The following is a 15034-nucleotide window of genomic DNA, read 5'->3' as shown; positions in this document are numbered from 1 at the left end:
TCCGAAGACCGTGATCCGGTCTGACTCAACGAACCCCGGCACCCGCCATCGCCGCAGGTGAAAACTCGGAAGCTTTGTAGCGATCCACCAAGCCGTACTGATCAGGCAGCCCGGTGTAGACGTTCTGGATAAACCAGGCGCCTGAGGTCAGGTCGTAGAAGCCCGAGGACAATTGCGCCTGGGCTGGCAGGTCCGGCAGCACTGCCGGCAATGACCACAGTGTCTTGGCCAATTGGCCGTTAGCGTCCCAGCGATCACCCAACATGGCTTGCCAGGTATCCTCGTCGAGGTAGTAACGGCCCTTCGGCAATTGGTGACGCTTGCCCGGCGCCAGGTTCGCTTCCACGACCCAGACTCGGTGCAACTCCCAACGCACAAAGTCCGGATTCATGTGATGCGCAAGGAACAGGTCTTCAGGTTTGCTGGCGGTTTGCACTTTGTTGGTGTTGTAAGGGATGTACATCTCCTGCTTGCCTACCAGCTTCCAGTCAAAGCGGTCCATACGGCCCGAGAACACGCTCAACTCGTCGAATGACATCACCCCGGCGGTTGCCGGTGTCGGTGTGTCGCAGCAAGCGTTCGGCAGTTTGCGAACACGGCGTTGGCCGGTCAGGTAAACGTGCGCCTGGGAAACGTCACCATTGATATTGGTGCGCCCCATGATTTGCTCGCCAGCACGCAGGGGTGGGCCGATGTTGAGCAGACGGAACAGCCAGTAGTCACCGGCGAAGGACTCCGGCGAACCCTCTTGGTAGTAATACGGCATTTCCTGAATGGCCTGGCCGTCGGTGGTCATCACCTGCTTGCCATCGGCGGTCATCAGGTAGTGACGAAAATGCATTGAAACCGAGGTGCCACGCCAGTTCAGCAGGTGGTTCCACATGGCTTCGGCGCCGTTGTTTGGCACCGGGAATGGAATGCCGCCAAAAGCGCCTTGCGGAACGGGGCCGGCACTGCTGTCGACCAACTTGGCGCGCGTGGCGTTTTTCAGCGTGTTGTCATACACCCACTGCGGCGCAGCAGCGGTGCGACGAGTCGGGTAGACATCGATGCGATAGGTTTCCGGGAAACGCTTGAACATCTCCTTGGTGCCGTCGCTGAGTTTGCCGGCGTATTGCGCGAGATTTTTCGAGGTGATGCTGAACAACGGTTTGTCCGCGGCAAACGGGTCGGAGCGCTTGCCACCTTCCTTGTACGAAGGATCAACCTTGGTGTAACCACCGTCCCAGGCGGGAATGGACCCGTCGGCATTGCCGGCGCGTTCGGCACCGAACGGCGTGAGGGATTTGGACAATTTCGCCGCATCTTCAGCCGTGGCGGCCATCGTCAGCTGGCTGCAAATGGCCAGGCTGCCCAGCAGTGCGAAACAAAGGGCTTTGAGCTTGAAGGCACAGGCTTTCTTGTTGTTGGTCATGCGCAAGTCCTCTTAAAACGTGGTCTTGACGGAGAAAGCCAGGTAGTCCCGGTCTTTCAGCGATTGCAGGTAAGTGAACTGGTTGGCAGCGTCGAGGTTGGTGCCCTCGGGGCCGTAGTAATGCGTGTAGGTCAAGCCCGCCGTCACTCGGTCCAGGTAGGTAGCCGTAATGCCGATGTTCATATCGCCGCCGTTATCCGGGCCGAAAGAGCTGACAACCGCCGATTTACCCATCGGGAAATAGCTCAGGCCCACCGGAATGCTGATATCGATGCCTGGGAAAAACTGGCGGTAGGTCGGCGTGTAAACCATCTTCATACCGACTCCATCGCGGGTGGCGTTGGGATCGAGGGCGGAGTGGTTCTTGGTGACACTGAGCAGGCGGCTCCAGGCGACCTCACCGACAAATGTCGATTCCTGCGCGAGGAAGTTCGGGCCGAAGGAGGCCAGGACATTGAGGTTGACGTGGGCAGTGCGGCCGACGGCGTACAACGGATTGCTGTCATTGTCCGCCTCTACGCCCGGCAGCACGGTCTGACCGTTGGAAACCAAAGGCATGTTCCAACGCATCGAGGCTTCACCGGCAAAGCTGTATTCATTGACCGTGGTCGAAAAGCTGGTGCCAAAGGCGCGGATGTCTTCCGGGTAGACCCAGTAGTAATCGCCAATTTGCCCGGTACTGAAGTTCGGTGCCCCGGTGCTGGGGCGCAGATACAACTTGGGCGTCTTGTCGTGGTACTGGATCGCGTAAAGGCCGTATTCAACGGTTTCTGCGTTGTATTTCAACTGCAGGCCGCCTTGCCCCGAACTTCTCGCCTCTTTGTCATTGCCGTGGAAGAAAGCCGCCGGGCTGCCTGGATTGCCACCGAGGAATGCAGGAAATGGCGCACCGACGATCAGGCGTTCGTTGCCTTCACCGATGGTGTCACTGACGGAGAAGTAACTTCCCGCGCCTGGCAGACGGGTCTGTTCCCATTCGAACTGATAGAACGCGCCAAGCGACACGTCATCGGTCATTTGGAAAGTGCCTGACAGCTGGCTGACGGGCATGGTGATTTCCTTGAACTGGGTGTTGGGCACGGACTGGGCTTTCACCACGTCGACCGGTGCCATGCCACCGGCAATGCCGTTGGCACCGAAGAACAGACTCTCACCCCAGATCAGCCCGTGACGACCGGCGCGTACCGATGTAGCGCGATCCGCCACTTCACCGTTCCAGTACACAAAGGCGTCAAGCAATTCGCCATTCCCACCGTGCAGGTGGCGGGTATCATCGGTAAATTCGTCGTACGCCACCGAGCGTGCGTTGGCACGCGTCGGGTCATCGTTATCGTTGTCTTGTTGATATTCAGTGTCGTACCAGGCGGCACCACTGAGGCGTGCGCCGACATTTTTGAACGACATATCCAGTTCGGAAAGGATGTCCATGCGGTTGGAGATCAGGCCTTTATTGAAGGCACGATCACCATCGTCCTGGTTGAGCGCGACCTGGCCCTCAGTCAATTTGTGGCTGGGATTCTGGGTTCGCCATGCAGCGCTGTATTTGACCGTGTTGTCCCAGCGCAGGTTGAAATCGGGGTTGCCGGTGTCCACCTGAAAAGCATGGGCGGCCTGGCTGCACAGCACCAACGCCGCGGCCAAACTGAAACCAAAGGGTGCAGACAAGCTGACCTGGCGGCGCGCGAGCGTCGCAGTCGTGGAGCTAACCATCGCGTTAACCTCTTGTTTTTATAGTGGTAACTGCTGTGGATGAACGGCTGTGTCAGATCAGATAGGTTCAGCCGTGCGCGCGAGCATCTGCTTGACCAGGCCGATGCGATCGAACTCACGGTCGTGCTGCATCTCCTTGTCGCCGGCCAGCACAGAGCTTTCGCTGATGTATTTGCAACGCTCGAAACGACGAGCCATGAAACGCTCGAGCTGCTGCTCGACATCGCCCTCACCGGTCAGCTCTTCACTGAGCACGATGGCATCTTCAATCGCCATGCCGGCGCCCTGGCCAAGGTGAGGTGTCGTGGCATGGGCGGCATCACCGATCAACAGGACGCGACCGCGATACCAAGGCTCGTCGACGAAAATCACTTCCATCGGTTTGTAAACCACCTGACTGCTGTCGGTGATCTGCTCACGCAGTTCGCCGATCAAGCCTGTGAACCCTTGCAAGCGCTGGCGCATTTGCTCGGCCAGGGTGGCCGGGTCCATCCAGGGATTGGACGGTTCGTGGGAGGTGAGGAACAGGTACATCAGATCGCCAGCCAGCGGCACCAGTCCGGCATTGCCATCGGCGCTCTGGTAGTTGGCGAGATGGTCGATTTGCGCAGCGCGTGGAAAGTTGTAGCGCCACACCGACTGACCGGTGAACCTTGGCTTATAGGTGTCGCCAAACAGCAGATCGCGAACCTTGGAAAACAAACCATCGGCGCCCACGACCAGGTCGTAACGACTGCGGTTGCCATCGGTAAACAGCACTTCAACGCTATCGCCCAGATCATTCAGGGATTCCACACTGAGTCCAAGGCGTACGTTGGCGCCCAGTTCCAGAGCGGTTTCACTCAGGACTTTATGCAGTGCCAGACGCGAGATGCCGACGTTCGCCGGATACTCAGGCCCTGCCAGTCGCTGGCCCGGGATACGTGCCAGTTGCTGACCGGCCGGGCCATAAATGGCGACGTCTTCAAAGGCATATGCCGCATCGAGATAACCGTCGAGCACGCCCAGCTTGGCCATCTCACGAACCACATTGCTCTGCTGGATGATACCGACACCGTAAACCGTCCACTGCGACTTGAGTTCGATCAGATCGACCTCTATGCCTTTACGTCGTAGCGCGATGGCTGCACACAAACCACCAATACCACCGCCCACGATCAGAACTTTGTTCACTGCACTCATGGCACTCTCACTTCTTATTCTTGTGTGTCGATGCAGTGCGGGCACTGCGTCGTTGGGTCCAGCTTCCGGGCAAAGCAGGGATTTGACTAATCGCGAGTAGGGATGCGATGTATCGCGCCACGCGATACCTCGTTTTGCCCCTGCGGCATCACCGAGTCAGGCATTTTCAACACCAGCCAGCCCTCCTCCAGATACCACTCCAGCGCCTCTAGCCTCTGGCCCAGACACGGGCCGTAGACGCATTCGCCGGTACTCGGTAAAAACTGCGCACCGTGGGCGTAACAGACAATCAACTGGCCGTCGGCGGAGAGGAAACGGTCTTTTCGGTACTCCAGGCGCACGTCCAGATGCGGACAGCTATTGCGATAAACCCGCACCTGAGCTTGATGCAGCAGTGCAAAAACACTGTCTCTGCCGCGCTGCAACGGATCGAATCCGCGTGCCTGCCCTTCCACCATTTCATCCAGTCGGCACAGGAAAAAGTCACCGTGGCCCATGGCTGAAACTCGCACTCAACCCTGTTTTGGTGGCGGGCCACCGGGCGCCCACTTTTCTTTCGAGGTGAACAGGAACAACTGCGAGTTATCCGCCGAAAGCGGCGCGCGGCGTGCCTCCCAGGCGTCATCGTGCTTGTCCATGTCGGCGTCGTATTCGATGTGGCAACCCAGTGGGCTGTTGAAGTACCAGAACCAATTGGAGCCAAAGAGGTGGCGGCCAGGACCCCAGAAGCTGGTCCAGCCTTTTTGCTCGAAGCGTGTACCGGCCAACAGCACCTCGGTACCGCTGCCCATGTGGAAGGTGAAGTGCTCGCAGCCCTTCATGTGCGGCGGCGTCTGAATCATGAACAGGCAATGATGATCATCGGAGCCCGCCGGGCGCATGAACGGCCCGGCGCCGATAAAGGTGTCGGTGGTTCGAAAGCCCAATCGTTCGGCGTAGAACGCTTCCGCCTTGGCCGCGTCGGGAACGAAATACACCACGTGGGACAAGGTGCGCGGTACGGCGCTCATGTCGGGCGTAATGCCTGGCTGGTTCAACGGGCGTTGCGGCGAATGGCCCGCGGCATTGGTCAAATCATCCGGAGCGCTGTATGGCTTGCGGACAGTGACCTGGAATGCGATTGCAAATCCCATGTCATCGACACTGTGCAACACCCCGTTCTCACGGGTGACCAATCGATCCCGCGCCAACTCGTCCTCAATAGCGTCGAGGTCCGCCGCGCTGGCAACGCCGTAAACGGTCTCCCGAATAGACGGTGCCGGACCAATGGCACCTGGCAAAGTCGGATCGGTCGAACGGCGGATGATCACGGCCGTGCCGTCCAGTGCTTCAAAGCGCCCGCCATTGTTGTCGACGTCAACAGGCGCGAGGCCATAATCACGCAAGCAATCGGTACAGGCTTGGATGTCATCGACGCCAAAGATCAGGGCATCAAGGCCAATGATGTTCATGGCTACCACTCCATTAAAATTATGATCCGGAGACCGCTGCCGAGGGGCTCGAAAGGCCGCCCGACCCTGCTTGGAATCCGGTGGTGGTGTCGGCAAGAGGTCCGACTGCGGCGAAGATTGACGCGAGGCATGAGAGCTGACTAATCGTGTCTCGGGATGCGACCTATCGGTAAACGCGATACCTGAGATCGCTGGTGTCAGGCATCCGGCGGGGTTGACGCGGCGATGTAATCGTCCGAATGTATCGCGAAAATAAATACAACAATGGACGTGCCTGATGCGTTTCAATCATCTGGATTTGAACCTGCTGGTGGCGCTCGACGTGCTGCTTGAAGAGCAGAACATCACTCGCGCTGCCGAACGCCTGCATATGACGCAATCAGCCACCAGCGGTGTGCTGGGTCGCCTGCGAACCTACTTCGAAGACGAACTGCTGGTGCAGGTGGGGCGAAAAATGCAGCCCACGCCTTACGCATTGGAACTGGGCAAACCCGTGCGCGAAGTGCTGTTGACGATTCAATCCTCAATTACCGCCAAACCCGTGTTCGCCCCTGCTGAAAGCAAACGGCATTTCCGTTTGGTGACGTCGGATTACTTGATCAGCGTACTGTTCGCCCAGGTCATTCAGAGGATTCACCAGGAGGCGCCCAACATCACTTTCGAGATGCTTGGCCCTGGCGACAACGCCGCTGAATTGCTGATTCGCGGGGAGGTCGATCTGATGATCGTGCCTGAGCGCTACATCATCGACGGGCATCCATCGCAGCTGCTCTTCGAGGAGGATCACGTCTGCGTGGTGTGGCAAGGCAACACGCAAGTCGGCGACAGCCTGACCCTGGAGCAGTACATGGAAATGGGTCATGTCTCTGTTGGTTTTGGTCGCAGCCGACACATGAGTATCGAAGAGTGGTTCATGAACCAGTACGGTTTCAACCGCCGGATTGAAGTCATTACCAACGACTTCAACACCCTGCCCCAGCTGGTGCTTGGCACCCAACGTATCGCCACCATGCACCAGCGCCTGGCGCGCTTGTACGCCGAGTACCTGCCGCTGCGTATCCTGCCACCACCAGTCAAGATCCCGGTCATGCGCGAGTTCATGCTCTGGCACCGCAGTGTGGATGGTGACCCGATGCATCGCTGGTTGCGCGAGCGCATCATCGAATTCATCCAGCATCTGGACCAGGCTCCCATCGCCGTTCGCGATACCTCCCATCCCGCGTCACGATTGGCCAAATAGTCGGGTCGTCCTTAACGTGCCTTGCAATCACCAAGGCAACCACAAGGACAACAATCATCATGTTCCGCTATTTCCCGACCAACTATGTGTGGAATCTTTCTGTCGACCTGGCCATCGAGATGGGCGCCCGCATGGGCGAAATCGAAGAGATGTGCGCACCGCTGCAAGACGCCGCCAAACAACCCGACGCCGCCGGTACCAAGGCGTTCCGCGAAACCTGGGCGAAGATGGCCGACAAACTCTGTGGCCTGGCCGAAGAAGACGAGGGTAATGGCCGGCTCCTCTCCGCGGGTGAAAAGTACAACCGTGCTGCCACTTACTACCTAACTTGCGAGCGCTTGCAAGCCCACGGCGCGCCAGGCCGTATTGAGCTGTACCAGCGTTTTTTGCAGACCTTCAAACGCGGTATCGAGCTGTCGCAAGAAAACTGTGAGCGGGTTGAAATCCCTTATGAGGGCAAGCACATTTCCGGCCTGCTGGTACGCGCCGAGGGCGTTAATGGCGCTGCACCGATCCTGGTCCAGGTCAATGGCCTGGACTCCACCAAAGAGATGAAATACCGCGTTGGCCTGCCCGCCTGGTTGGCTAAACGCGGCGTTTCGTCGTTGATCATCGATCAACCTGGAACCGGTGAAGCACTGCGCCTGCATCATCTGACTGCCCGTTACGACAGCGAGCACTGGGCCAGTCGCGTGGTCGACTGGCTGGAAACCCGCAGTGATGTGGATGCCAAGCGTATTGGCCTGGAAGGTGTGTCGCTGGGCGGTTACTACTGCCCGCGCGCAGTCGCCTTTGAGCCGCGTTTTGCCTGCGGTGTAGCGTGGGGTGCGAACCATGACTGGCGTGATGTGCAAAAGCGTCGCCTGGAAAAAGAAGGCAGCTTCCCCGTTCCGCACTATTGGTCGCACGTGTGCTGGGTGTGGGGCGCCAAAGATGTCGACGACTTCATGACCATCGCCGAGAACGTGCATCTTGATGGCGTGCTGGATCGGATCAAGGTGCCATTCCTGGTGACCCACGGCGAACAGGACTCGCAGATCCCGCTCAAGTGGGCACATCGTACTTACGAGCAACTGGTCAACAGCCCTAATCGTGAACTGAAAATATTCACCGAACGCGAAGGCGGTGTGCAGCACTCCAGCTTCGACAACAGCATCAACGCCGGGCAATACATCGCTGACTGGGTTGCCGAAAAACTGGGTGGCCGTACGGCCTGACCCTCGCACCACACACAGAAAACGCCGCATAGCCTTTGGGTTATCCGGCGTTTTTGCATTGACGGCCTGACAGTCTTCTCGAACACCGGATCCCTGTAGGAGCGAGCCTGCTCGCGATAAACCCGAGGGCGCCGCTGGGTGTCTGGTTTCACGCGTTATCGTTGACGACCATCGCGAGCAGGCTCGCTCCTACAGGGTATTGACGTCATCAATACACAGACATCGATGCAATCTGTTGGTAGACGCCCCCGCCGCACCCTAGCCTCGTTTCGCATAACAATCAGCGAAGTGAGCTCGCCATGAACGCCCTGCACCTGAAATGCCAAACCCTTTTCGACGGCACCGGTCTGGAAACTCGCCAGCAACAAACCCTGGTGGTCGAAAACGGCCTCTTGAGTTACGTCGGCCCTACAGCGTCAGCGCCTCAGCCTCGTCCGGGGGATACCGTACTAGATGCGGGCGATGACTTTGTCATGCCGGGACTGGTGGATGTGCATACCCACCTGGCGTTCGGCAATGCGCAAAGCGAGGAAGATATTGATATCTGGACCAGCGACGAATTCCGCGCCCTGCGCGGCATGTTTTTCGCGCAGCACGTACTGGCTGCCGGTGTCACCAGCATGGTCTGCCCCGGCGACAGCGGCCAGCTCAGCATCGCCGTACGCAATGCCATCGCGGCAGGCCTGTACGAAGGTCCGCGTATCGCGGCCAGCAGCCGGGTCATTACCAATCGCCAGAGCCTCAACGACTGGTTCCCGAGCCGCGTTGGTGCCCCGGAGTACTTCACCGCGCAACTGGTCACCAGTCGCAGCGACGCACTGGCGGAAATCCGCAAGCAGGCCAAGGACGGCGTAGACCTGATCAAGATCGCGATGGACGGCACACACCGCCGCCCAAATGGCGAAATCATCGCGGCATTCACGGCCGAAGAAACCTGTGAAATGGTTGAGGAAGCGCATCGCCTTGGCTGCAAAGTAGCGACTCACGCCTATGGCCGCGAATCGGTGATGTACGCCGCACGCGCCGGGGTTGATCTGGTGTTCCACGCCTTCTACATGGACGACGCTTGCATCGAAGCCCTGCTCGAAGCCGGCAGCATCCTGGCGCCCACCATGACCTTCCCACAGAACACCGTGGACTTCTGCCAACCCCACGATCCGGCCATCAGTACGGGTTACGCCGGCTACTGCGCACGCACGCTGGAAGTCGGTTCGGCGGTGCTCAAACGCGCCAAGGCCGCCGGGGTGCCTTTCGCCTGTGGCAGCGACAGCGGTTTTGCGGTGACGCCTTACGGTGAGTGGCATGCTCGGGAACTTGAGCTGCTGGTCACCCGGCTGGGCTTTACGCCTGCCGAGGCGCTCTATGCCGCCACCGCGGTGGGCGCACGTTGCATGCCCCGCGGTGAAACCCTTGGTTCTCTGGAGGTAGGCAAACAAGCGGATTTCCTGTTGCTCGACGGTTCGCCGTTGCACGACATCCGCATTCTCCAAGACCGCTCTCGCCTCAAGGCCGTATACAAGGCCGGTCAGCCCGTGCGCATGGAGCGCAGCCCCTACAACCCCAAACAAGTGTCCGATTTCAACTCGCTGAAATGGACTGACCTCTACACCCGCGACCGCGTTTCCCAACTCGGTAAGTGGGCACTATGAGTACCAACAGCATGCATGAACTGAATCTACTGACCGCCACAACCATCGCCGGCAACGCTATGGGTGTTGCACGGGAATCGGGCTTCAAGCCTCTGGCCGTCGCGGTGCTGGATGCCGCTGGCCACCCATTGGCGATCCTGCGCGATGAACACGCCAGTTTTCTTCGCCCACAAATTGCCACCGGCAAGGCACGCGGTTGCCTCGGGATGGGCTTTGGTGGACGTGAGCTGGCGCGGCGCGCGCAAGCGATGCCGGCGTTTTTTGATGCAATCAACAGCCTGACTGGCGGCGAGGTTATTCCCGTGGCGGGTGGTGTACTGATTCGCAATGCTACGGGGCAGATTCTCGGCGCCATCGGCATCAGCGGCGACACCTCGGACAATGACGAACACTGTGCGGTACAGGCCATCGCTCAGGCTGGATTGGTGGCCGATTGCGGTGATCCGGCCACTTGATCAATCTTCTGAAGATCAAGTCGCGCGGCCTGCTCCAGCAAGAGGCCGCGAAACCACCGCATCGCCGGATCATGATCTTGATAGGGATGCCATTGCAGCACTTGAACCGACTCGGGAAACGCCAGCGGGACCGGATGAATACGCAGTGGATAATACCGGGCAAATTGCTCTGCCTGCCGGCGGAAAACCGTGGCGATCCGCGCAGTACCGACGATGAATTCCGGCATCAGTACAAAGCTTTCAAGGGTCACCGCCACGCGCCTTTGAATACCCTGCTCATGCAGGTTCATCGCATCCATCGCCAGATTTCGCCCATCGGAAAACTCACGGACCACGTGGTCGGCAGCGCAGTAATCGGCCAAGGTCAAATGCTCGGCGTACTGCGTTTGCTGTGAGCAGACGATGCAACAGAGCTCGCCAGTCATGATCGGTACTTGGGGGTAAGCAGGGTTCAGCCGGCGCTGAGGCACGATCACACAATCGCTGCGACGATAGTCGAGCGCTTCGCTGACCACATCGCCGTCTCGCGGTACAGGCATGTCCCGCAGACTCAGGCGCACGCCGGGGGCGATGCGCGCCAACTCAAGGCTGACTGCCGGCATCAGTACCCCGGCCACGTAATCGGAAGCCACCACGGTGAAATGCCGCTTGCAGGAGGCTGGGTCGAAACTCACCGGCGCGTCGACTATCTCCCGCGTCAGTGCCAGGGCTTCACGTACCTTGGGAAGCAGTTCCAGTCCCAATGCCGTGGGCTCCAGACGCCGACCGACCTGAACCAGCAAGGGGTCATTGAAATGCTCACGCAAGCGTCCGAGCGCGGAACTGGTCGCCGACTGGCCCAGGCATAATCGTTCGGCTGCCCTACTCACACTGCACTCACTCAGTAGTGCATCCAGTGCAACCAACAGATTCAGGTCCAGGCGTCGATATCGCATGCTATTTCCGTTGCAGATTCATGCAGGAATGTTCGCTGGCACGCTCCCGGTTTCGTGTTCACAACTCAAACAACAAATCCAGATACCTGTCATCGTGCTTGGCGATACCTCCTAGCGAAAGTTGCGATTGGCCTGATTGGTGGTCAGCCCATTATCGTGTCCTGCATGCGCTAATCGATATCCACGACGCATAGATAAAAACAAGAGCGAGGCAGAGGCAGATGGGTACTAATGTGAATGCACCGATCAGTTTGGGGACCAAGGGCAAGCGAGTGGCAATCATCGGCGCGGGCCCAGGAGGCATTGCAGCCGGCGTGGCTCTGACCAAGGCAGGCTTCGACGTCAAGGTTTTCGAAAGGCATCCGGAACTGCGCCCTTTAGGTGGAGCAATCATCCTCAACGCCACCGGGATCGTCATCCTTCGTGGTTTGGGCGTACAGGTCGACGACATATTCGCTGCAGGCCTTCCCGAATTTCGCCGGCACGATGGTCGAGTGCGAGTCAACTTTGATATCGACATGGACCTGATGAAACAAGCCGGGGTTACCGGCTGGCAATCAGGAATGATGCGCAGCGAACTCTACGAGCGCCTGCTGGCAGCGGCTCCTGCCGACATGGTCAATCCCAGCCACACCTTCACCCACTATAAAGAACACAGCGATGGCGTGACGGTGCATTTTGCCGAGGGCCAGAGCTATGAAGCAGATCTGGTGATAGGCGCAGACGGTGTTCAGTCCAAAGTACGTGAGCAGCTTTGGGGGCCTTCAGAGCTTAAACACCTGGGTATCGCCGTATGGCTGGGCTGGTGTGAGCTAACAGGTCCAGAGCGCAAGAAAATCGTTATTCAGCACAACCACTCCTACCAAATGGGCTTTGCACCACTACGGTACAAAGGAAAGGATTGCTTCGAATGGTGGTTTGTGGAGAAGTGCGCTGAAAATCAGGCTGAACCCGCCAACCCGGCAGCCTACGTCCAGGAGCGAATCAAAGACTTTTCCTATCCGGTCCCACAAATTCTCGAGGCTACTGACACCTCGCATAACTTGTTCCGTTGGGTAGTGAAATATCGCGACCCACTCAAGCAATGGTCGAAGGGCCGTTTGACGATCATGGGCGACGCAGCTCACCCGACTTCCCCCTACGCGGCTTACGGTGCGGGCATGGCGATCGAGGATGCATTCTTCCTCGCCAAATACCTGCAAGGGCGCGATCTCAGCAATCTGCTGGCTCTCAATGGCGGGCTCAAGCGCTACGACGATCAACGTGTCGACTACACGAATCAGACCACGGCATTCGCGCGCTTTTTGGGCCGCCTGTACCACGGGGTGCCAGCCCCCTTGAATCGCCTGCGCGATCTGTTCCTGGATCACTCCAGCCTGCCAGGAAAGATGATCAGCAAAGGCGTGACAAGCGAAGCGCAAGCTTTGCTGCGGGCCGTGCTAAGCCCTGTAGATTAAGCCACGTAGATTAAGCCCCGTAGATTGAGTCCTTCGGGCGTCTCGAGGTATCCGCACTCCGGATACCTCGCATCCAGACAAACGATTGGTTAGCTCCCCCTCGCCTTCCTACTCTCGCACTTGCCACCCATCACTGTGCCGTCAGAAGACAGTCATGATTGGGCGGTGGACGTCATTTGAGGAATTACAACGATGCTAGAAGTCATTGTCGGCCATAAAAACAAAGAGGCCGAGGGCATTTACAGTTATGAATTAGTCGCTCTGGATGGAACGTCCTTGCCGCCTTTCAGCGCGGGATCCCATGTGGACGTTCATCTTCCAAACGGTTTGGTGCGCCAATACTCTCTCTGTAACTCCCCCGATGATCATCACCGCTACCAGATTGCCGTACTACTTGATCCTGCCTCCCGCGGTGGCTCGAGCGCCATGCATGACCTCGTTCAAACGGGAAGCAGCCTGAAAATCAGTGAGCCTCGAAACTTGTTCCCTCTGGAAGGCGCCGCAACCAAGTCGATCCTTTTTGCGGGAGGCATAGGCATCACCCCCATTCTTTGCATGGCAGAGCGATTGACTCAGGCAGGCGCGCGTTTCGAACTCCACTACTGTTCCCGCTCCGAAGACCGGACGGCCTTCGTCGAACGCCTTCGCAGCTCACCCTTTTCCGAGCATGTCCATCTCCATTTCGACGATGGTGATTCGGCCCAAAAACTCTCGACTGAAGCTGTCCTGGCCAGTGTTGATCCGCAGGACCACCTGTACGTGTGTGGACCCGGTGGTTTCATGGAGTTTGTGCTCAACGAGGCGCGCAGGTATGGCTGGGCAGAAAATCAGCTCCATCGCGAATATTTCAGCGCTGCCGTTACAGCCAAAGATGATGACGGCAGCTTTGAAGTAAAGCTCGCCAGCAGTGGTACTTCGTACTTCATTCCTGCAGATCGAAGCGTCGCTGAAGTACTCATCGAGGCGGGTATTGATATTCCGTTGTCCTGTGAACAGGGCATTTGCGGAACGTGCATGACCCGAGTCATCCAGGGTATTCCAGACCACCGCGACATGTTCATGACCGAGTCGGAACACGCCGTGAACAATCAATTCACACCCTGCTGCTCGCGCTCCAAAACGCCATTGCTGGTTCTGGATATCTGAACCCATAAACCCCAACGCTCCAACGCTTCTTACCCAGCAGCATTCATTCGCACTGGGTGGGGGCGAAATAATAAAAAAGGAGAACGATCGTGAAAGCAGTGCCTATTCAGCAGTTCGACCCCGAATACGCCTCTGAGCCCGCTGGCTTTCCAAAAGATCAATGGTATGTGGCTGGCTTCTCCTGGGAGCTGACAGACAAGCCCGTCGCTCGAACGCTCCTCAGCCAACCGCTGGTACTTTTCCGTGACAAAGAGGGTAAAGCCTCGGCCCTCGAAGACCGCTGCTGCCACCGCGCACTCCCCCTATCGCTTGGCACACTTGAAGATGGGGCGATTCGCTGCGGCTACCACGGCCTGCTCTTCAATGGCCAAGGCCAGTGCCTGGAGATTCCAGGCCAGGTGAAAGTGCCAGGGCAAGCGCGTGTGCAAGCATTCCATGTGGTTGAGCGCGACCAAATCATCTGGTTGTGGCATGGAAAAAACCCTGCGGACTTACCGTTGAGCCCGCCGCCAGAGTATCCGCATCACTCCAGTGGAAAGTACCTCTTCGGCGGCGACGTGTATCACTACCAGGCACCTTGGCAGCTCATCCACGACAACCTGCTGGACCTCAGTCATCTGGGTTACGTGCATCTGCAGACCATTGGTGGCAATGCGAAGATCCATATGAACGCACAGATGCAAGTGACGGGTGATGAAAGTGCCGTTCGTGTAGTGCGGTACATGCCCGACTCTGAACCGCCACCCACCTACACGGCGGCCTATCCATTCAAAGGTCGGATCGACCGCTGGCAAGAGATCGAATTTCACCTGTCACATCTCTTGATCTGGACAGGCGCGGTTGACGCTGGGAGCGAGCCGGTGACGGACCCAGACCGGGGCGGCTTTCACATGCGAGGGTTTCACGGAATCACCCCGGAAACCGAGACCACCTGCCACTACTTCTGGACGATGGCCACCAACCCGGTTTCGGATCCCGAAGAGACCAAACGTAAAGTCATTGAGCAGACCACCCTCACTTTCGATGAAGACAAGCAAATCATCGAAGCCCAATACGCAAACATGTGCCGCTTCGGCGCGAAACCGATGATTGATATTCACGTCGACGTGGGTCCCAACCGGGCACGACGTATCGTCGATCGACTGATGAAAGACAACCCGTAACCAATAATAAAAACT

13 protein-coding genes are annotated in these 15034 nt (G+C 58.1%); 7 read left to right on the top strand and 6 right to left on the bottom strand.

The features are described 5' to 3' along the window. Positions 1-25 precede the first annotated feature (25 nt). The 5 genes from ABTV22_RS10320 to ABTV22_RS10300 form a co-directional block, all read right to left on the bottom strand. On the bottom strand, positions 26-1414 hold the full coding sequence (locus ABTV22_RS10320) for a DUF1329 domain-containing protein (RefSeq protein ID WP_433739880.1): 1389 nt from the start codon (positions 1412-1414) through the stop codon (positions 26-28). 12 nt (positions 1415-1426) lie between these two features. Continuing rightward, on the bottom strand, positions 1427-3124 hold the full coding sequence (locus ABTV22_RS10315; protein ID WP_433739878.1) for a DUF1302 domain-containing protein: 1698 nt from the start codon (positions 3122-3124) through the stop codon (positions 1427-1429). 57 nt (positions 3125-3181) lie between these two features. Next, on the bottom strand, positions 3182-4306 hold the full coding sequence (locus ABTV22_RS10310) for an FAD-dependent oxidoreductase (protein ID WP_433739876.1): 1125 nt from the start codon (positions 4304-4306) through the stop codon (positions 3182-3184). Positions 4307-4392: 86 nt separating this feature from the next. Then, positions 4393-4803: a Rieske (2Fe-2S) protein gene (locus ABTV22_RS10305; protein WP_433739874.1), complete on the bottom strand. Its 411-nt coding sequence runs from the start codon at positions 4801-4803 to the stop codon at positions 4393-4395. Positions 4804-4818: 15 nt separating this feature from the next. Beyond that, complete coding sequence (locus tag ABTV22_RS10300; RefSeq protein ID WP_433739872.1) at positions 4819-5757, bottom strand: VOC family protein; 939 nt, start codon at positions 5755-5757, stop codon at positions 4819-4821. Positions 5758-6034: 277 nt separating this feature from the next. Here ABTV22_RS10300 and ABTV22_RS10295 point away from each other — a divergent pair, with 277 nt between their 5' ends. The 4 genes from ABTV22_RS10295 (at position 6035) to ABTV22_RS10280 (ending at position 10318) form a co-directional block, all read left to right on the top strand. Next, complete coding sequence (locus ABTV22_RS10295; protein WP_433739870.1) at positions 6035-6997, top strand: LysR family transcriptional regulator; 963 nt, start codon at positions 6035-6037, stop codon at positions 6995-6997. A gap of 59 nt (positions 6998-7056) precedes the next feature. After that, the gene (locus ABTV22_RS10290; protein WP_433739868.1) at positions 7057-8214 is read left to right on the top strand and encodes an alpha/beta hydrolase family protein; all 1158 of its coding nucleotides are present in this window, start codon (positions 7057-7059) and stop codon (positions 8212-8214) included. A gap of 299 nt (positions 8215-8513) precedes the next feature. Further along, on the top strand, positions 8514-9863 hold the full coding sequence (locus ABTV22_RS10285) for an amidohydrolase family protein (RefSeq protein WP_433739866.1): 1350 nt from the start codon (positions 8514-8516) through the stop codon (positions 9861-9863). A gap of 11 nt (positions 9864-9874) precedes the next feature. Continuing rightward, positions 9875-10318, top strand: a complete 444-nt coding sequence (locus tag ABTV22_RS10280) for a GlcG/HbpS family heme-binding protein (RefSeq protein ID WP_433741358.1) — start codon at positions 9875-9877, stop codon at positions 10316-10318. Here the strand turns inward: ABTV22_RS10280 and ABTV22_RS10275 are convergent. Then, the gene (locus ABTV22_RS10275) at positions 10276-11253 is read right to left on the bottom strand and encodes a LysR family transcriptional regulator (RefSeq protein WP_433739864.1); all 978 of its coding nucleotides are present in this window, start codon (positions 11251-11253) and stop codon (positions 10276-10278) included. The two genes, ABTV22_RS10280 and ABTV22_RS10275, sit on opposite strands and share 43 nt — an antisense overlap. Before the next feature lie 221 nt (positions 11254-11474). Between ABTV22_RS10275 and ABTV22_RS10270 the strand changes: the two genes are divergently transcribed. The 3 genes from ABTV22_RS10270 (at position 11475) to ABTV22_RS10260 (ending at position 15019) form a co-directional block, all read left to right on the top strand. Further along, the gene (locus ABTV22_RS10270) at positions 11475-12710 is read left to right on the top strand and encodes an FAD-dependent oxidoreductase (RefSeq protein ID WP_433739862.1); all 1236 of its coding nucleotides are present in this window, start codon (positions 11475-11477) and stop codon (positions 12708-12710) included. A gap of 192 nt (positions 12711-12902) precedes the next feature. Beyond that, complete coding sequence (locus ABTV22_RS10265) at positions 12903-13856, top strand: PDR/VanB family oxidoreductase (protein ID WP_433739860.1); 954 nt, start codon at positions 12903-12905, stop codon at positions 13854-13856. Positions 13857-13945: 89 nt separating this feature from the next. After that, a complete protein-coding gene (locus tag ABTV22_RS10260) occupies positions 13946-15019 on the top strand; it encodes a Rieske 2Fe-2S domain-containing protein (protein ID WP_433739858.1) in 1074 nt (357 codons plus the stop codon). Positions 15020-15034: the final 15 nt, after the last annotated feature.

Source organism: Pseudomonas putida, assembly GCF_050990305.1.
Taxonomy (GTDB): Bacteria; Pseudomonadota; Gammaproteobacteria; order Pseudomonadales; family Pseudomonadaceae; genus Aquipseudomonas; species Aquipseudomonas putida_AH.
This window is presented reverse-complemented; position numbering and strand designations above follow the sequence as displayed.

Excerpts from the sequence above, each read along its gene's own strand:
- ABTV22_RS10310 (WP_433739876.1), bottom strand. The coding sequence starts at position 4,306 with ATGAGTGCAGTGAACAAAGTTCTGATCGTGGGCGGTGGTATTGGTGGT.
- ABTV22_RS10290 (WP_433739868.1), top strand. The coding sequence starts at position 7,057 with ATGTTCCGCTATTTCCCGACCAACTATGTGTGGAATCTTTCTGTCGAC.
- ABTV22_RS10300 (WP_433739872.1), bottom strand. The coding sequence starts at position 5,757 with ATGAACATCATTGGCCTTGATGCCCTGATCTTTGGCGTCGATGACATC.
- ABTV22_RS10275 (WP_433739864.1), bottom strand. The coding sequence starts at position 11,253 with ATGCGATATCGACGCCTGGACCTGAATCTGTTGGTTGCACTGGATGCA.
- ABTV22_RS10265 (WP_433739860.1), top strand. The coding sequence starts at position 12,903 with ATGCTAGAAGTCATTGTCGGCCATAAAAACAAAGAGGCCGAGGGCATT.
- ABTV22_RS10320 (WP_433739880.1), bottom strand. The coding sequence starts at position 1,414 with ATGACCAACAACAAGAAAGCCTGTGCCTTCAAGCTCAAAGCCCTTTGT.
- ABTV22_RS10280 (WP_433741358.1), top strand. The coding sequence starts at position 9,875 with ATGCATGAACTGAATCTACTGACCGCCACAACCATCGCCGGCAACGCT.
- ABTV22_RS10285 (WP_433739866.1), top strand. The coding sequence starts at position 8,514 with ATGAACGCCCTGCACCTGAAATGCCAAACCCTTTTCGACGGCACCGGT.
- ABTV22_RS10295 (WP_433739870.1), top strand. The coding sequence starts at position 6,035 with ATGCGTTTCAATCATCTGGATTTGAACCTGCTGGTGGCGCTCGACGTG.
- ABTV22_RS10305 (WP_433739874.1), bottom strand. The coding sequence starts at position 4,803 with ATGGGCCACGGTGACTTTTTCCTGTGCCGACTGGATGAAATGGTGGAA.
- ABTV22_RS10315 (WP_433739878.1), bottom strand. The coding sequence starts at position 3,124 with ATGGTTAGCTCCACGACTGCGACGCTCGCGCGCCGCCAGGTCAGCTTG.
- ABTV22_RS10270 (WP_433739862.1), top strand. The coding sequence starts at position 11,475 with ATGGGTACTAATGTGAATGCACCGATCAGTTTGGGGACCAAGGGCAAG.